At 71.2% G+C, this 14,576-nt stretch carries 12 protein-coding genes and 1 pseudogene; 4 read left to right on the top strand and 9 right to left on the bottom strand.

Translation table 11 applies throughout. The annotated features are described in order from the left end of the window. From I847_RS27470 to I847_RS0116225, 4 genes and pseudogenes are all read right to left on the bottom strand, one after another. A pseudogene (locus I847_RS27470) lies at nt 1-184 on the bottom strand (hypothetical protein); the annotation flags it as partial. Nucleotides 185-638: 454 nt separating this feature from the next. After that, nucleotides 639-1,037, bottom strand: coding sequence for an Imm7 family immunity protein (locus I847_RS0116215; protein ID WP_028050521.1), 399 nt, complete (start codon nt 1,035-1,037; stop codon nt 639-641). A 65-nt stretch (nt 1,038-1,102) separates the two neighbouring features. Then, the gene (locus I847_RS24305) at nt 1,103-2,047 is read right to left on the bottom strand and encodes a YhjD/YihY/BrkB family envelope integrity protein (RefSeq protein ID WP_051274996.1); all 945 of its coding nucleotides are present in this window, start codon (nt 2,045-2,047) and stop codon (nt 1,103-1,105) included. Next, nucleotides 2,044-3,000, bottom strand: a complete 957-nt coding sequence (locus tag I847_RS0116225; RefSeq protein WP_028050522.1) for an alpha/beta hydrolase — start codon at nt 2,998-3,000, stop codon at nt 2,044-2,046. Before I847_RS0116225 ends, I847_RS24305 begins: the two co-directional genes overlap by 4 nt. 52 nt (nt 3,001-3,052) lie before the next feature. Here I847_RS0116225 and I847_RS0116230 point away from each other — a divergent pair, with 52 nt between their 5' ends. The 3 genes from I847_RS0116230 to clpB all read left to right on the top strand — a co-directional run bounded on the left by I847_RS0116230 (nt 3,053) and on the right by clpB (nt 6,724). After that, nucleotides 3,053-3,565 carry an RNA polymerase sigma factor gene (locus I847_RS0116230; protein ID WP_028050523.1) on the top strand — a complete coding sequence of 171 codons (513 nt, stop codon included), beginning with the start codon at nt 3,053-3,055 and terminating at the stop codon, nt 3,563-3,565. Further along, nucleotides 3,562-4,050: a hypothetical protein gene (locus tag I847_RS0116235; protein ID WP_028050524.1), complete on the top strand. Its 489-nt coding sequence runs from the start codon at nt 3,562-3,564 to the stop codon at nt 4,048-4,050. Before I847_RS0116230 ends, I847_RS0116235 begins: the two co-directional genes overlap by 4 nt. A 76-nt stretch (nt 4,051-4,126) precedes the next feature. Then, a complete protein-coding gene (gene clpB, locus I847_RS0116240) occupies nt 4,127-6,724 on the top strand; it encodes an ATP-dependent chaperone ClpB (protein ID WP_028050525.1) in 2,598 nt (865 codons plus the stop codon). A 58-nt stretch (nt 6,725-6,782) separates the two neighbouring features. On the opposite strand, the gene I847_RS0116245 is transcribed toward clpB, so the two are convergent. Then, nucleotides 6,783-8,555, bottom strand: a complete 1,773-nt coding sequence (locus I847_RS0116245; protein ID WP_028050526.1) for a glycoside hydrolase family 3 protein — start codon at nt 8,553-8,555, stop codon at nt 6,783-6,785. 149 nt (nt 8,556-8,704) lie between these two features. Between I847_RS0116245 and I847_RS24310 the strand changes: the two genes are divergently transcribed. Next, entirely contained in the window at nt 8,705-9,322 is a 618-nt protein-coding gene (locus I847_RS24310; protein ID WP_034610765.1) for a TetR/AcrR family transcriptional regulator, read from the top strand. 114 nt (nt 9,323-9,436) lie between these two features. Here the strand turns inward: I847_RS24310 and I847_RS0116255 are convergent, their stop codons facing one another. The 4 genes from I847_RS0116255 to I847_RS0116270 form a co-directional block, all read right to left on the bottom strand. After that, nucleotides 9,437-11,662: a glycoside hydrolase family 3 N-terminal domain-containing protein gene (locus I847_RS0116255; RefSeq protein ID WP_034610955.1), complete on the bottom strand. Its 2,226-nt coding sequence runs from the start codon at nt 11,660-11,662 to the stop codon at nt 9,437-9,439. Between the two features lie 85 nt (nt 11,663-11,747). Further along, entirely contained in the window at nt 11,748-12,335 is a 588-nt protein-coding gene (locus I847_RS0116260; protein WP_231384255.1) for a DUF4190 domain-containing protein, read from the bottom strand. 74 nt (nt 12,336-12,409) lie between these two features. Next, on the bottom strand, nt 12,410-13,666 hold the full coding sequence (locus tag I847_RS25870) for a DUF4190 domain-containing protein (protein WP_155856195.1): 1,257 nt from the start codon (nt 13,664-13,666) through the stop codon (nt 12,410-12,412). 67 nt (nt 13,667-13,733) lie between these two features. Then, complete coding sequence (locus I847_RS0116270; RefSeq protein ID WP_028050529.1) at nt 13,734-14,525, bottom strand: exodeoxyribonuclease III; 792 nt, start codon at nt 14,523-14,525, stop codon at nt 13,734-13,736. Between the last annotated feature and the right edge of the window lie 51 nt (nt 14,526-14,576).

Below are 14,576 nucleotides of genomic sequence, written 5' to 3' on the forward strand. Positions count from 1 at the left end.
CCGGGAACTTCGGCGGCTCCGTACCGGCCACCGGGAACTCCGGCAGCACCACATCGGCCACCGGGAACTCCGGCGGCTGCGTACCGGCCACCGGGGACTGGGCCGGCCCCGGTGGGGTCGCCGGGGGCGGGGGCGTGGGCGTCGCCGTGGGCGTGGGCGGGGTCGCGGCGCGGTGCAGGCGCACCTCGGTCGGACGGGAGGCTCGACGCGGTCGCGGCGCGCAGTCTGCACGACGTGGGGGACGCCGTGGTGTCGCGTTCTCGTCGTCCATCGTCGCCACCCCCTCTTGTCCTGGCCGAGCGTCCGTTCGAACAAGTGTACGATCGAGCACCGACACGCCACCGTCCACCAGCACGATCTGTGGACAGCAACCCAGCACGGCCTTCGGAGAACGCAGCACGGCCCTGCGGACAACCCGGCATGGCCGGTGGGGAAGGCAGGCAGGGTGGAGATGCAGGAGTGACAAGCCACGCAGAGGCCGCCGCCAAGCCGCTAGTCAGTGCAGGCGATCGACGCGATCCACACGGCCCGCCAAGCGGTTCCGAGCGGCCTGGCAGGCGCAGATCCGGCGTCGTCTGCTAGGCGAGGACGCCCGCCTACGCACAGCGAGGACGAGGCACGGACCTGCGGCTGTGCCGTCACTCGAAGTCGTCTTCGACCTCGCCTACATGGGGAGAAAGCAACGAATCGGGGTGTGGCGTGACGGCACCGCGCTTCATTACCCACGTGACCCAGCGGTTCTGCTCGCCCGGGGCCTCGTCGTCGTGGACATGGAGGACGCCGTAGGACCACGGGGCAGCGGCCGCGATGTCTCGAAAGGCGGCGATCACGGATTCCTGTCGGTGATTGCGAAAGCCCGCCAGCCACAGGTGGTACGAGCCGTTGACCACCCGCAGGTCGGCGACCTGAAGCTCGTTGCGGACGGGAGGCAGTGCGGCCGCAACTGCGTCGTAGCCGCGCTGGGTCAGGCAGTAGCAGTCCTCGGTGTCCTCGTCGAGCGAGTCGAGCACGGTGGCCCAGCCGTGATATTCGAACATGCGCCGAGTGTCGCAGCCTGAGGTAACCGAGGGGTGCCAGCACGCACTGCCGAGGCGCGAGCCCGCTAGCTGATCCCGCCCCAACGGCGCCACGCGTCGGCACTCAGGTTGGGGACGTTGGCGTCCTCGGGCGAGGGCCCCCGCACCAGGCGCCCGAGGACCCCTTCATCCTGCGCGCAGGCGCGGCCGACCACCGTCGCGAGGACGATGCCGAAGCTGAGCACGAACAGCCAGCTGATGTAGGTGAAGACGAGGCCCAGCACACCGAACTCCTCGGCGCCGGTGGTGAGCACGATCGGCAGGTAGATCCTGCCCACGCCGGCGAGCGCCGTCAGCGCGATCGACGTGAGGGCACCGGTGAATGCGAGGGCCCGCAGCGAGATCGTGGCGCGCATGAGTACCCACGGGACATAGGTCCAGACGACGAACCAGATGCCGAGCCGGATCGCCACCTCGAGCGCGGTTCCCGCCGGTCGGTCGGCGAGGATGTTCTGGGTGAGCGCGAGGAGCGCGATCGCGACCATCACCGCGGCGATCGTCGCGATCCAGCGCCAGGCGGTGCGCAGGGGCGGCTTGGGCACCCGCCAGATCTTCAGGTACATGCGCTCGAGCGCGCGCGAGTACGCGGTCGCGCTGAAGAAGGCGACGAGGAAGCCGAAGAACCCGACGCTGCTCGTCACCGTCGCCGAGTCCGGCAGGCTCCCGGCGAGCGTCGCCAGCACGTCGTCGGTCAGGCCGATCGCGTCGCCCAGGGTGCTGGCGAAGCTGTCCTTGTGAGGGCGCAGTGCGGTGACGACGATCATGATCGGCACCACGGACGTGAAGGCCTGGGCAGCGAGCGTCATGGCGCGGTCGAACGGCTCGATCGCCGTGGTACCGGTGACGATCCGGTCGATCAGGGTGCCCAGGGGTGTTCCGCGCATCCCGGCCCAGACTCTCTGGGCGCGGATCTTCAGCCGTGCGGCCAGGCGGAGCGCACGCAGCTTCCAGCGGTCGGACCGCGACGTCACGACAGTCGGGCGTCGAGGAAGGCGAGGACCTGTGAGGTGTAGAAGTCGCGTGCGGGGGCGGGGGACAGGGCCAGGTCGTGAGCACCGCCAGGAACCTCGACGAAGGTGACGTCCGCACCGAGCAGGGGCGCACGATCCTTGATCTGCTGGACATCGAGCACGGAGTCGGTGGTGAGCAGGTCCGCGTGCCAGCGCGTATCGGGTCCTGACCGGTCGGATGCGAGCACCAGGACGGGCACGTCGATGGACAGCCCCGCCGCGACCCTCTTGTGGCCCCGTCGGACGGTGCGGCCAAGCCCGGCCCGTGCCGGGAACCCGCCGTGCGGCTTCCACGCCAGGTCGAACTCCCACTCGCCGCCGGACTCGTGGTGCAGGGCCTCCGTGTAGTGCCGGCTCAGCCTGCCGACGACGAGCTGCGGGGCGAGCTTTCCGACGACGTCGATCACCGAGGTCAGCACGGTCCGCTCGAACCAGTTCCCCCGCAGGTCCAGCCACGGACTGTTGAGCACGAGCGCGTCGATCCGCCCCTTCCCTGCGCGGGCGTCGGCCCACAACGAGGTGACGAGGCCGCCCATCGAGTGGCCGAGCAGCACGACCTGCTCGTGGTCCGACCGCAGGAGTGCGATCGACGCGTCGATCTCCTCGGCGTAGACCGCGAGGCTCGTCGTGAAGTTGACGGGCCTGCCTTCCTGGATGGACCGCCCGAAGTCGCGCAGGTCGAGCGCGTACAGGTCGTAGCCGGCGTCCGCGAGCGCGTGCGCGAACCCGGTCTGGAAGAAGTAGTCGACGAACCCGTGGACGTAGAGCACGGCCCGGCGTGGGGTCGGCCCGTCCGGGACGCGGTGCACGAGCGTGGCGACCGGCCCGGGCGTGCGCCCGTCGGGCCGCAGCTCCAGGGTCCGGGCCGTCCAGCCGTCTCCGAGGACGTCCGGGTGCTCCTGCGGCGAGGTCATGGCTGATGGTGCCACGCCGGTCGCGTGAACTGCCTCACATCATGGGCACTGCGTGCCGATCAGAACGGGTATGGACGCGCGCACCGACCGGGACCTCTGGTTGTCAGAGGATCGAGACGACGCGTCCGCGTTCGGGACGCTCTACGACAGGCACCACGAGGCGGTCCACCTCTACTGCTTCCGCCTGACCGGGTCCTGGGTCGCGGCTGAGGACCTGCTGCTCGCGACGTTCGTGCAGGTGTGGCGCCGACGGGCCGACCTGACACCGGCCGAGGAGAGCGCGCTGCCGATCCTGCTGCACCTGGCGACCACCACCATGTCCCGCGGGCGACGGCTGATCCCCACGCAGCGGTCCGCCCAGGACAAGGGTGAGGCGGCCATGGGCGACGTGCTTCGTCGGATCGCACACGTGCGGGGCCGGCAGCGGGAGATCCTCGAGCTGCATACGTTCGGCCGGCTGTCGGACGCCCAGATCGCGCACCTGCTCAGCATCCAGGAGTCGTCGGTCCGCTGGTCGTTGGACCGCACGCGGGGCCCGCTCGAGGAGCCGGTGATCTCGTCGTGATCGACCTGCCGGAGGCTCGTGCACTGACCGCGGAAGAGAACCTGGCGGTGCGCGAGCAGCTGATGGCGATCATGCTCGCCGACCCGCCCCTGAGTGAGTCGCGGACGACCCGGCGACGCACGAGGCCGCTCGTCGCCGGCGCCCTGCTGGTGTGCCTCCTGGTCGGCGTGGGGCTGGCCGCCGCGGTGGCGATCACCTTCACCGCGGCTGGGCAGAGCGACTCGGCCGCGGTGGTCGTCGGCTCCGACATGCCCGACGTCCTCTACGGCGGGCGCCGCATCACGCAGGATGACCTCGTGGCACTGACCAAGGTCGGCCTCGGCACGTTCACCGTGGCCGACGTCGACACCCAGCGCGACCTGCACGCCACCCGCGCGTTCGACACGCTTCAGGAGCTCGACGCGTACTCGGCGGCCTACGTCGCCTGGCAGAAGGCGAAGGCCGACGGCGAGCGCGTCGAGGCGTGGGGCACGCTCCACCCGTAGGCACCACAGAGTTGAGCGGAATAGACTCAACTTTCGACGTGGTTGCAACAGACGTCTCGACTCATCAGGAGGTCATGTGGACGCCAAGTTCACCACCCGGTCCCAGGAGGCCCTGGGCGACGCCATCCAGTCCGCCTCGGCAGCCGGCAACCCGCAGCTCGAGCCCGTGCACCTGCTCGCTGCTCTGCTCGGGCAGCAGGGCGGCGTGGCCAACGGCCTGCTCGACGCGGTCGGCGCCGACCGCGCGGTGCTCGGCCGCTCCGTGCGCGGCATGCTCGTCAACCTGCCCAAGGCCAGCGGCTCCTCCATGGCGCAGCCGTCGGCCTCGCGTGCGATGTCCACCGCCCTGGAGGCCGCCTCGTCCGAGGCCCGTGCCCTGGGCGACGACTTCGTCTCCACCGAGCACCTGCTGCTCGGCCTGGCCACCGGGCAGTCCGGTGTCGCCGACGCCCTGCGGGCGCAGGGCGCGTCCCGCGAGGCGCTCGCGGCCGCTCTGCCGACCGTCCGCGGCGCCGCACGCGTCACCACGCCGAACCCGGAGGGCACCTACAAGGCCCTCGAGAAGTACGGCGTCGACCTGACGCAGCTCGCGCGCGACGGCAAGCTCGACCCGGTCATCGGCCGCGACTCGGAGATCCGTCGCGTCGTGCAGGTGCTGTCCCGCCGCACCAAGAACAACCCCGTCCTCATCGGCGAGCCCGGCGTCGGCAAGACCGCGGTCGTCGAAGGGCTGGCCCAGCGCATCGTCGCGGGGGACGTGCCCGAGAGCCTGCGCGGCAAGAAGCTCGTCGCGCTGGACCTGGCCGCGATGGTGGCCGGCGCCAAGTACCGCGGTGAGTTCGAGGAGCGCCTGAAGGCCGTCCTCGAGGAGATCACCGGGTCCAACGGTGAGGTCGTCACCTTCATCGACGAGATCCACACGGTCGTCGGTGCGGGCGCCGGCGGCGAGGGTGCGATGGACGCGGGCAACATGCTCAAGCCCATGCTGGCCCGAGGCGAGCTCCGGCTGGTCGGTGCCACGACGCTCGACGAGTACCGCGAGCGCATCGAGAAGGACCCCGCCCTGGAACGGCGGTTCCAGCAGGTGTTCGTCGGCGAGCCGTCCGTGGAGGACACCGTCGCGATCCTGCGCGGGCTCAAGGAGCGCTACGAGGCGCACCACAAGGTCACGATCGCCGACTCCGCGCTCGTCGCGGCGGCCGCCCTGTCCGACCGGTACATCACCGGCCGTCAGCTCCCGGACAAGGCCATCGACCTCGTCGACGAGGCGGCCTCGCGGTTGCGGATGGAGCTGGACTCGTCGCCGATCGAGGTGGACGAGCTGCAGCGCGCCGTCACGCGCCTGGAGATGGAGGAGGTCGTGCTGTCCGAGTCCGACGACCCTGCGTCGAAGGACCGGCTGGCGAAGCTGCGCAAGGACCTGGCCGACCGGCGCGAGGACCTCGCGTCGCTGACGGCCCGGTGGGAGAAGGAGAAGGCCGGCCACAACCTCGTCGGCGACCTGAAGGCGAAGCTCGATGCGCTGCGCACCGACGCCGAGCGGCTGCTGCTCGAGGGCGAGAACGAGAAGGCCGCCCGGATCCTGTACGGCGAGATCCCGGCGCTGCAGGCGTCGATCAGCGCGGCAGAGGCCTCGGAACAGGCCGGGGAGGTCGTCGACGACGGCCCGCCGATGATCGCGGACCGGGTCGGTCCCGACGAGGTCGCCGACGTCGTCTCGCAGTGGACCGGCATCCCCGCGGGTCGGCTGCTGGAGGCCGAGCAGGCCAAGCTCCTGCGCATGGAGGAGGTGCTGGGCGAGCGGCTGATCGGGCAGAAGAAGGCCGTCGCCGCGGTGTCCGACGCCGTCCGACGGGCTCGCGCCGGAATCTCCGACCCGGACCGACCCACCGGAAGCTTCCTGTTCCTCGGGCCGACCGGCGTGGGCAAGACCGAGCTGGCCAAGGCGCTCGCGGACTTCCTGTTCGACGACGAGCGCGCCATGGTCCGCATCGACATGTCCGAGTACTCCGAGAAGCACTCGGTCGCACGGCTCGTCGGCGCCCCTCCCGGGTACGTCGGCTACGAGGAGGGCGGTCAGCTCACGGAGGCCGTGCGGCGCCGTCCGTACTCGGTCGTGCTTCTTGACGAGGTCGAGAAGGCCCACCCGGAGGTCTTCGACCTGCTGCTGCAGGTGCTCGACGACGGTCGGCTGACCGACGGGCAGGGGCGGACGGTCGACTTCCGGAACGTGATCCTCGTGATGACGTCGAACCTGGGTTCCCAGTACCTCGTCGACCCGCTCCTGAGCGACCGCGACAAGCGCGACGCCGTCATGGGTGCGGTGCGGACGGCGTTCAAGCCGGAGCTGCTCAACCGGCTCGACGACGTGGTCCTGTTCGACCCGCTCTCGCTCGACGAGATCGGGCACATCGTCGGCCTGCAGGTGGAGTCCCTGGCTCGTCGGCTGGCGGACCGCCGGTTGACGCTCGACGTGTCGCCGGCCGCGGCCGAGTGGCTGGCGCTCGAGGGCTACGACCCGGCCTACGGTGCGCGGCCGCTGCGCCGGCTGGTGCAGCGCGAGATCGGCGACCGACTCGCCAAGCGCCTGCTGGCGGGAGAGATCGCCGACGGGGACACTGTCATGGTCGACCGCGGCGAGCAGGGTCTCGCCGTCACGTCGCGCCGGTCGTAGGGGTCCTCCTACGCCGAAGGCCCGGCCCACCTGACGGGGGCCGGGCCTTCGCGCGTGCTCAGAGGGTCAGGCCGTGCCCGAACCTGAACAGCGGGTCCGCCGTGTCGAACGGGACGTCCTCTCGCGACGCCTCGACGGCCGCCATCGACCGCGGCAGGTCGAACGGCAGGCGCCCTCGGGACACCCCGGGGATGCTGAGGGCGTCGAGCAGCGGCGCGTCCGCGGCACCGAAGTCCACGACGACGGCGGCGGCCGTGTCCACGAACGGCGTGAGGATCGCGGGTCGGTCGAGGTAGATCTCGACGATCGTCGGCACCTGCGCGCAGATCGCGTTGACCCGGTCGACCTCGGACGCCGGGAAGTCGAGCGAGCCGGCGTGGAACAACGCCTCGAACCCGTTGGACCGCTGCTCCCAGGGCGCCTTGAGCCGCAGGATCGCGACGTCCGCGTCGGCCGGGTCGTCCACGACGGTGCCGTGTCGGGAGACGTCGACACCCTCGGCGTAGATCCGCTGGCCGGCCCGCAGCGGCAGGACGCCGCCGTTGGTCAGCACCGTGATGCTGGCCGCCTGGGCAGCGAGGCCCGCGGCGACGAACGTCGGCTGGCCGACGATGGTCGAGGCGGCCTCGACGTCGACGTACCGGCGCTCGTCGAAGAGCCCCAGGACGAACTTCTCCCGCAGCAGTCGACGGACCGAGACGTCGATGCGCTCCTCCGATACGCGGCCGCTGCGCACCAGGGCCACGACGACCTCGGGGCATGACTCGCCGCCAAGCTGGTCGACGCCGGCGTCGAGGATCATCGCGACGCGGTCCTCGACGGACAGGTCCTCGACACCCCAGGCCCGGGCCGGGAACGGGGCGCCGAAGATCTCGGAGTCCGTCACCAGGCCCCAGTCGGTGCAGACGATCCCGTCGAAGCCGAGCTCGCCGCGCAGGAGCCCCTGGATGATCGGCGTGTTGAAGCCGAAACCGACCTCGGGCACGCCTTCGAGGCCGATCGGCATGCCGTAGTACGGCATCATCTGCCGCGTCCCGGCTCGGAGCAGCTCCTTGAACGGCTCCAGGTGCTCCTCGAAGCGTCCGCCCGGGTAGACCTGCTCGCGGCCGTACGGGAAGTGCAGGTCCTCGCCGTCCTTCTGCGGCCCGCCGCCGGGGAAGTGCTTGGTCATCGTCGAGACGCTGTCCGGACCGAACGTGCCGCCCGCGAGCTCGCCCGTGCCCTGGAAGCCGTGCACGTACGCGGCCCCCATGCGTCCCGTGAGCGAGGCGTCCTCCCCGAACGTGCCGTTGGCCCGGGCCCAGCGCGGCTCGGTGGCCAGGTCGACCTGCGGGTGCAGCGCCGTGCGCAGGCCGACGGCCAGGTACTCCTGGCGCGCGATGTCGGCGTGCTGCTCCATGAGCCGCTCGTCGCGGGTGGCGGCCAGCCCCAGCGTCTCGGGCCACTGGCTGAAGGGGCCGGAGAGCAGCGAGGCCGCGGGGTTGTCGGTGAAGGCGTGCCGCGGGTCGGTCGCGACGGTGACCGGGATGCCGAGGCGGGTCCGCGCTGCCAGCTCCTGCAGGAGGTTGTGCCACCGCGCCATCTCCCGCGGCTCGCTCGGCACGCTCAGCACGTTGAAGTGCGTCATGTGCTTGACGGCCAGGTACTCGTCCGTGGACGGCGTGCCGAACCTGTTCTGGGCGTCGGCCAGCGCGCCGCCCTCGCCGATCGTGATCATCCCCTGGAACATCTGCCCGGCCTTCTCCTCCAGCGTCATGCGCTCGAGGAGGTCCTCGACCCGGTCGTCGAGCGTGCGGGCCGTGTCGAAGTAGGGCTCGTCCGCGGGGGTCATGATGCGGTCGCTTCTGCTCGGGTCGGCTCCTGTGAGACGGACATGCGTCGACTCCTGTGTCGGACGGGGTCGGCGGTTGGATCCCGACCATGCGGTAAGGCCAGGTTACCACCTGGTCGGGATTCGCGAACGGTGCGATCCTGTCCGTCATGACGACCACCACCGGTGCGCGCGGCAGCTACGCCAAGGGCCGCGCGACGCGCGAGGAGATCCTCGACTCCGCGATGCAGCTGTTCGGAGAGGTCGGCTACAACACCGCGTCGCTGCGTGAGGTCTCCGCTCGCGTCGGCATCTCGCACCCCGGCCTGCTGCACCACTTCCCCAGCAAGGCCGCGCTGCTGGAGGCCGTGCTCGTTCGTCGCGACGAGATCGACGGTGCCGCGCTCCAGGCCGACCTCGACGCGGGGATGGACTTCTTCGACGCCCTGGTCCGGATCGTCGAACGCAACGCCGCCCGACCCGGGATCGTCGAGCTCTTCGCGACCCTCTCCGCCGAGGCCACGTCCGCCGAGCACCCGGCGCACCGCTACTTCCAGGACCGCTACCGGGCGATCGTCGCCAACGCGGTCGGTGCCTTCGAGCAGCGGCGCGACGAGGGCCGGCTCCAGGAGGGCGTCGAGCCCGCCACGGCCGCACGACTCCTCGTGGCCGTGATGGACGGCCTGCAGGTCCAGTTCCTCCTGGAGAGCGACACCCCGCAGACCCGCGTCGACATGGCCGCCGCACTCCGCCAACAGATCACGGCGCTCGTCCGGCCGAAGCCCTGACCGCCACCTCAGCACCCGCCCGGCCCGCGAGTTCGTGCGTCTGAGCTGAGTTCGTACGTTGGAACGCACGAACTCGACTCAGACGCACGAACTCGGCGACAGGTGGGGGCGAGGTCAGCCGGCGGCGACCTTGGCGACCAGGGCGTCCAGCTCCTGGAGGGTGAAGTCCGTCATGCCGAAGGTGACCAGGACCTTGGCGGGCATGGACGCCAGCATCGCCTGCACCGTCTCGTCCGTGGGCGGCATGTCGTCGGGCAGCGTCAGCACGCTCTGCAGGAGCGGACCTCCGACCGGGTGCGCGAACCACTCGGCGATCGTCGACATCGCCGTGAGCTCGCCCCACAGCGGGTCGCCCTCGACCTGGAGGGACACGGAGCCGCGGATGTCGCGCGACGAGGCGCCGACCTCGACGACGAACTCGCCGCCCTCGACGACCCAACGGTGCAGACCCGGGTGCCAGTAGGACAGGTCGCGACGAGTGAGCTCGAAGGTCAGCGTGCGTGACTCGCCGGGTGCCAGCGACGCCTTGCCGAAGGCCTTGAGCTCGCGGGTGGGCCGCAGCACGGAGGACTCGGGGTCGCGGACGTAGACCTGCACCACCTCGGCGCCCGCCACCGGGCCGGTGTTGGTGACGGTCACGGACACCGACGTCTCGGTGGCGCTGATGTCGTCGTAGGCGAACGTCGTGTACGACAGGCCGTGCCCGAACGGGAACGCCACGTCCATCGCGCGGGTGTCGTACCAGCGGTAGCCCACGAGCACGCCCTCGCCGTAGCGCACGTGCCCCACCTCGCCCGGGAAGTTGCCGAACGCCGGGGTGTCCTCGATGCGGTGCGGGATGGTCTCGGTCAGCTTGCCGGACGGGGTGCGCACGCCGCGCAGCAGGTCGGCGACGGCCGAGCCGCCCGCCTGGCCACCCAGCCAGGTCTCGAGGATCGCCGGCGCGAGGTGCTGCCAGTCGCTGACCGCGACGGCCGACCCGTTGGCCAGCACGACGACGACGCGCGGGTTGGCCGCCGCGATGGCGCGCAGCGCGGCCACCTGGTTGTCGGGCAGCCCGAGCCGGGGACGGTCATAGCCCTCGGACTCGTCGGGAGCGGGCAGGCCGAGGAAGAGCACGACGGTCTGCGCCGAGCCCGCGAGGTCGACCGCCTCTGCGAGCAGCGCGTCGTCGTCACCGGTCGGCCCGCCGGCGATCGTGAAGCCCGGAGCGAAGGGGACGTCGGAGCCGAGAGACGACAGGGCGTCGTCGAGCTTGGTCGGGTTCACCTGCGACGAGCCCGCGCCCTGGTAGCGCGGCGTGCGCGCGAACTCCCCGATCACGGCGAAGGGCCCGGTCAGCGGCAGCAGGGGGGTGTCCTTGACCGGCTCGTTCTTGAGCAGCACGGACCCGGCGGCGGCGGCCTCCCGGGCGAGCGCGTGGTGGGCGTCGACGTCGAAGGTCCCGCCCTCGGCGAGCGTTGGCTGCGAGCGCTCGATCAGGCGGAGCACGCGGCGCACGGCGACGTCGAGCACGGCCTCGTCGAGCGACCCGTCCCGGACCGCTGCCACGACAGCCTCGTCGGAACCCGCACCCGACGCCGGCATCTGCAGGTCCAGCCCCGCCGCGAGGGCCGGCACCCGGTCGTGCACGGCACCCCAGTCCGACACGACGAGCCCCTCGAAGGCCCACTCGTCGCGCAGCAGCTCGGTGAGCAGCCAGTGGTGCTCGGAGGCGTAGGTGCCGTTGAGCCTGTTGTAGGCGCACATCACGGTCCACGGCTGGGCCTGCGTGACGACCCGCTCGAAGGCCGGCAGGTAGATCTCCCGCAACGTCCGCTCGTCGATGTCCGCCGAGACACGCATGCGGTCGGACTCCTGGTTGTTCGCCGCGAAGTGCTTGAGCGACGTGCCGACTCCCTGGCTCTGGATGCCGCCGACCATCGCGGTGGCGAGCTCGCCCGCGACCACCGGGTCCTCGGAGACGTACTCGAAGTTGCGCCCGCACAGCGGGGTGCGCTTGATGTTGACCCCCGGCCCGAGCAGCACGGCGACGCCGTTGGCGCGCGTCTCGCGGCCGAGCGCCTCGCCCACCCGGCGCACGAGGTCGACGTCCCACGACGAGCCGAGCGCGGCGGCGGGCGGGAAGCAGGTGGCGGGGACCGAGCTGCCGAGACCGAGGTGGTCGGCGGTCTCGGCCTGCTTGCGCAAGCCGTGCGGTCCGTCGGCGACCATGATGGCCGGGACACCCACGCGCTCGACCGGCTCCGTGTGCCAGAAGTCGGAGCCCGACGTCAGCGACGCCTTCTCCTCGAGGGTGAGCTGAGCCAGGACGTGCTCGACGTCGAAGACCTGCGTCATCGCGGGCATTCCCTTGTGCGGGTTTATCGGTACAGAGCGGTGGTGTGTGACCGACAGTAGCCCGTTCCCTACCAGGTGGTAAGGGTCAGGAGACCGTGGCGGTGTCGTCCAGGAACGAGCCGGTGACGCTGCCGCCCTCGACGACGGCCAGGCACAGGCCGATTCTGTCGCCGCGCGCCCACGACTGCTCGGTGGGGGACCACGCCACGCTGGTGACGCCCTCGTCGACCTCGCTCTGGTCCAGCACGCACGAGCGCGCCACCCGGGCGTCGGCGGCCCGCTGACCCGGCCAGACGGCGTCGCCGGAGAACTCGTAGACCGTGACCACCTGGGCGGCGTGCGGGTCCGCGCACGGGACCACACGGACCGTGTCGACACTCCCGTCCGACGGCAGCGTGGCCACGCAGTTGCCGGTGACCAGCTGCCCGGCGTGCGCGTCGCGTGCGGAGCCCACATCGGCGGGCAGTGGCCGCGTCCCGACGGCGGTCAGCGCCACGACCGTGACTCCGGCCACAAGAGCGAGGGTCGCGACGACACCCAGCACACCACCCGCGATCGCCATTCCCTTTCCGCGGGTACGCCGACGCGCGATCCGTCGCAGCGCGAGCACGGCGAGCACGAGGGCGACTGGTCCTACGAGCAGGATCCCGGCGACGAGCGACCAGATCGCCAACGGTTCGACCTTGGCGCGCGGCGGCGACCAGCCCGCCGCGTAGTAGGGCTCCGGGTAGCCGTACGCGTCGGCGCTCAGGTCGCGCTCTCCTTGCTCACGGTCAGCGTGTGCGTCACGGCCGAACCTGTCAGCAGGTCCGAGTACGTGAAGAACGTGCAGTACGCGCCGTCGCCGCCCGCCTCGCTGAAGTCGTCGGGGTGCGGCATGTACACGTCGAGCTCGCCGTAGGCGTCGTAGTCGGCCGGAAGCATCAGCGAGGCCTGGGCGACGCACTCGTCCCAGGCCGCATCCCACACCGGGTCGTCGGCGGTGGCGTGAAGACTCGGGGGGCCGGACAGCGGGGTGATCGCGAGAACTTCGCCTCCGTGCCCGACGGTGCAGTCCACCACCGACGTGTCGCTCATGTCCGGCTGGGTGGCGTAGAAGTCGAGGCAGTCGCCCGTGCGAAGGTCGGTGCGCAACGTGTAGCCCGGCGAGGTGTCGTCGGTCAACCCGTCCCTGCTACCGCCGTTCGTGGTCCCCGACGAGTACACGCCCCTGTCGTCGGACGTGTCGAGCGCGCCCGAGAAGGCTGCGATGAACAACGCCGCGATCGCGAGCATGTAGACGGTGCCGATCGCACCGACGACGACCCCGGCGACCGCCATGCCGCGTCCCTGCTTGCCGTTGGCACGGATCCGCCGGAGGGCGGCGATCCCGAGCCCGAGCCCGACCGGGTAGGTGACCCCGCTGAGGATGCCCACCAGGCTGGTCACCAGCGACGCGATGGCGAGTGGTTCGGTGAGGACGGGCTGCTGGTACCCCTGGCCGTACGAGGCCTGCCCGTAGGGCGTCTGACCGTAGGGCGTCTGGCCGTACGGCGGTGCCTGGCCGTAGGCGGGCGACTGGCCGTAGGTCGATGCCTGGCCATAGGGCGACGCCTGGCCGTAGGGCGATGCCTGGCCGTAGGCGGGCGCTTGGCCGTAGGGCGATGCCTGGCCGTAGGCGGGCGCTTGGCCGTAGGGCGAAGCCTGGCCGTAGACGGGCACCTGGCCCGGGGCTGAGCCCGACGACGGCGAACCGTATGACGGCACCGGTGCGCCCGGAGCAGCCATCGCGTCCGAGACCGGCGGGGCGAACGGGTTGCCCGCCGCGTTCTGCCGGTCAGCGGGCCGAGGGTCCGGAGTGCCGTACACGGGAGCCGGCTTCGGCGACGAGTACGGCGACGGGGGTGGAAGCACGGCCTCGTACCCGCTCGGCGGTGGAGGGACGGGGCCGTGGGCGCTCCCGTGACCGCCTGGTGTGGTGTACGGGTCGGGCAGCGGAGCCGGCCCCCCAGGCTCGTTGCTCATGCGCGCAACCTAGTGCAGACCGCCTCGGACGTCATCGATCTGCCCACAGATCACCCGCATGCGACGGTCACTCGGCGATCTCGAGCACGACGGGCACGTGGTCGGACGGTGCCTTGCCCTTGCGCTCGTTGCGTTCGATGCGCACACCGGTCACCCGGGCGGCCAGTGCCGGGGTCGCGTAGGTCAGGTCGATGCGCATGCCCTCGTTCCGCGGGAACCGCAGCTGCTGGTAGTCCCAGTACGTATAGGTGTGCTCGGAGGGAAGGTGGACGCGGGACACCTCGGTGTACCCGGCGTGCGCGATGGAGGCGAACGCCTCGCGCTCCGCAGGCGTCACGTGCGTGCGGCCGGCGAACCGGGCCATGTCCCAGACATCGGTGTCCAGCGGGGCGATGTTCCAGTCGCCGACGAGGGCGACCTGCGCCGACGGATCCGCCTCCAGCCAGGCACCTGCGGCGTCGCGGAGCCTCCCGAGCCAGTCGAGCTTGTAGACGAAGTGGGGGTCGTCGACCTCGCGTCCGTTGGGGACGTACAGGCTCCACAGCCGTACGCCGCCGCAGGTGGCGCCGAGGGCGCGGGCCTCCGCGGCGGCCGGGTCGCCCCACGTGGGCATCCCGGGGAACCCGACCTCGACGTCCTCGATCCCCACCTTGGAGACGATCGCGACGCCGTTCCACTGGCTGAACCCGCTGGTGGCCACCTCGTAGCCCAGGGCCTCGAACGCCTCGCGCGGGAACTGCTCGTCCTTGCACTTCGTCTCCTGCAACGCGAGGACCTCGACCCCCGTGCGTTCGAGGAAGGCGACGGCGCGGTCGGTGCGGGCTCGGATCGAGTTGATGTTCCAGGTGGCCAGACGCATGGGGCAGGACGCTACCCGGCTCCGCCGACATGTGGGCCGACGGGATGAATC

Source organism: Cellulomonas sp. URHD0024 (genome assembly GCF_000426185.1).
Taxonomy (GTDB): Bacteria; Actinomycetota; Actinomycetes; order Actinomycetales; family Cellulomonadaceae; genus Cellulomonas.

Bases quoted from the DNA above. Each gene is read 5' to 3' on its own strand.
- I847_RS0116215 (WP_028050521.1), bottom strand. From the start codon at position 1,037: ATGTTCGAATATCACGGCTGGGCCACCGTGCTCGACTCGCTCGACGAG.
- I847_RS24310 (WP_034610765.1), top strand. From the start codon at position 8,705: ATGACGACCACCACCGGTGCGCGCGGCAGCTACGCCAAGGGCCGCGCG.
- I847_RS0116245 (WP_028050526.1), bottom strand. From the start codon at position 8,555: ATGACCCCCGCGGACGAGCCCTACTTCGACACGGCCCGCACGCTCGAC.
- I847_RS0116255 (WP_034610955.1), bottom strand. From the start codon at position 11,662: ATGACGCAGGTCTTCGACGTCGAGCACGTCCTGGCTCAGCTCACCCTC.
- I847_RS0116270 (WP_028050529.1), bottom strand. From the start codon at position 14,525: ATGCGTCTGGCCACCTGGAACATCAACTCGATCCGAGCCCGCACCGAC.
- I847_RS0116225 (WP_028050522.1), bottom strand. From the start codon at position 3,000: ATGACCTCGCCGCAGGAGCACCCGGACGTCCTCGGAGACGGCTGGACG.
- I847_RS25870 (WP_155856195.1), bottom strand. From the start codon at position 13,666: ATGAGCAACGAGCCTGGGGGGCCGGCTCCGCTGCCCGACCCGTACACC.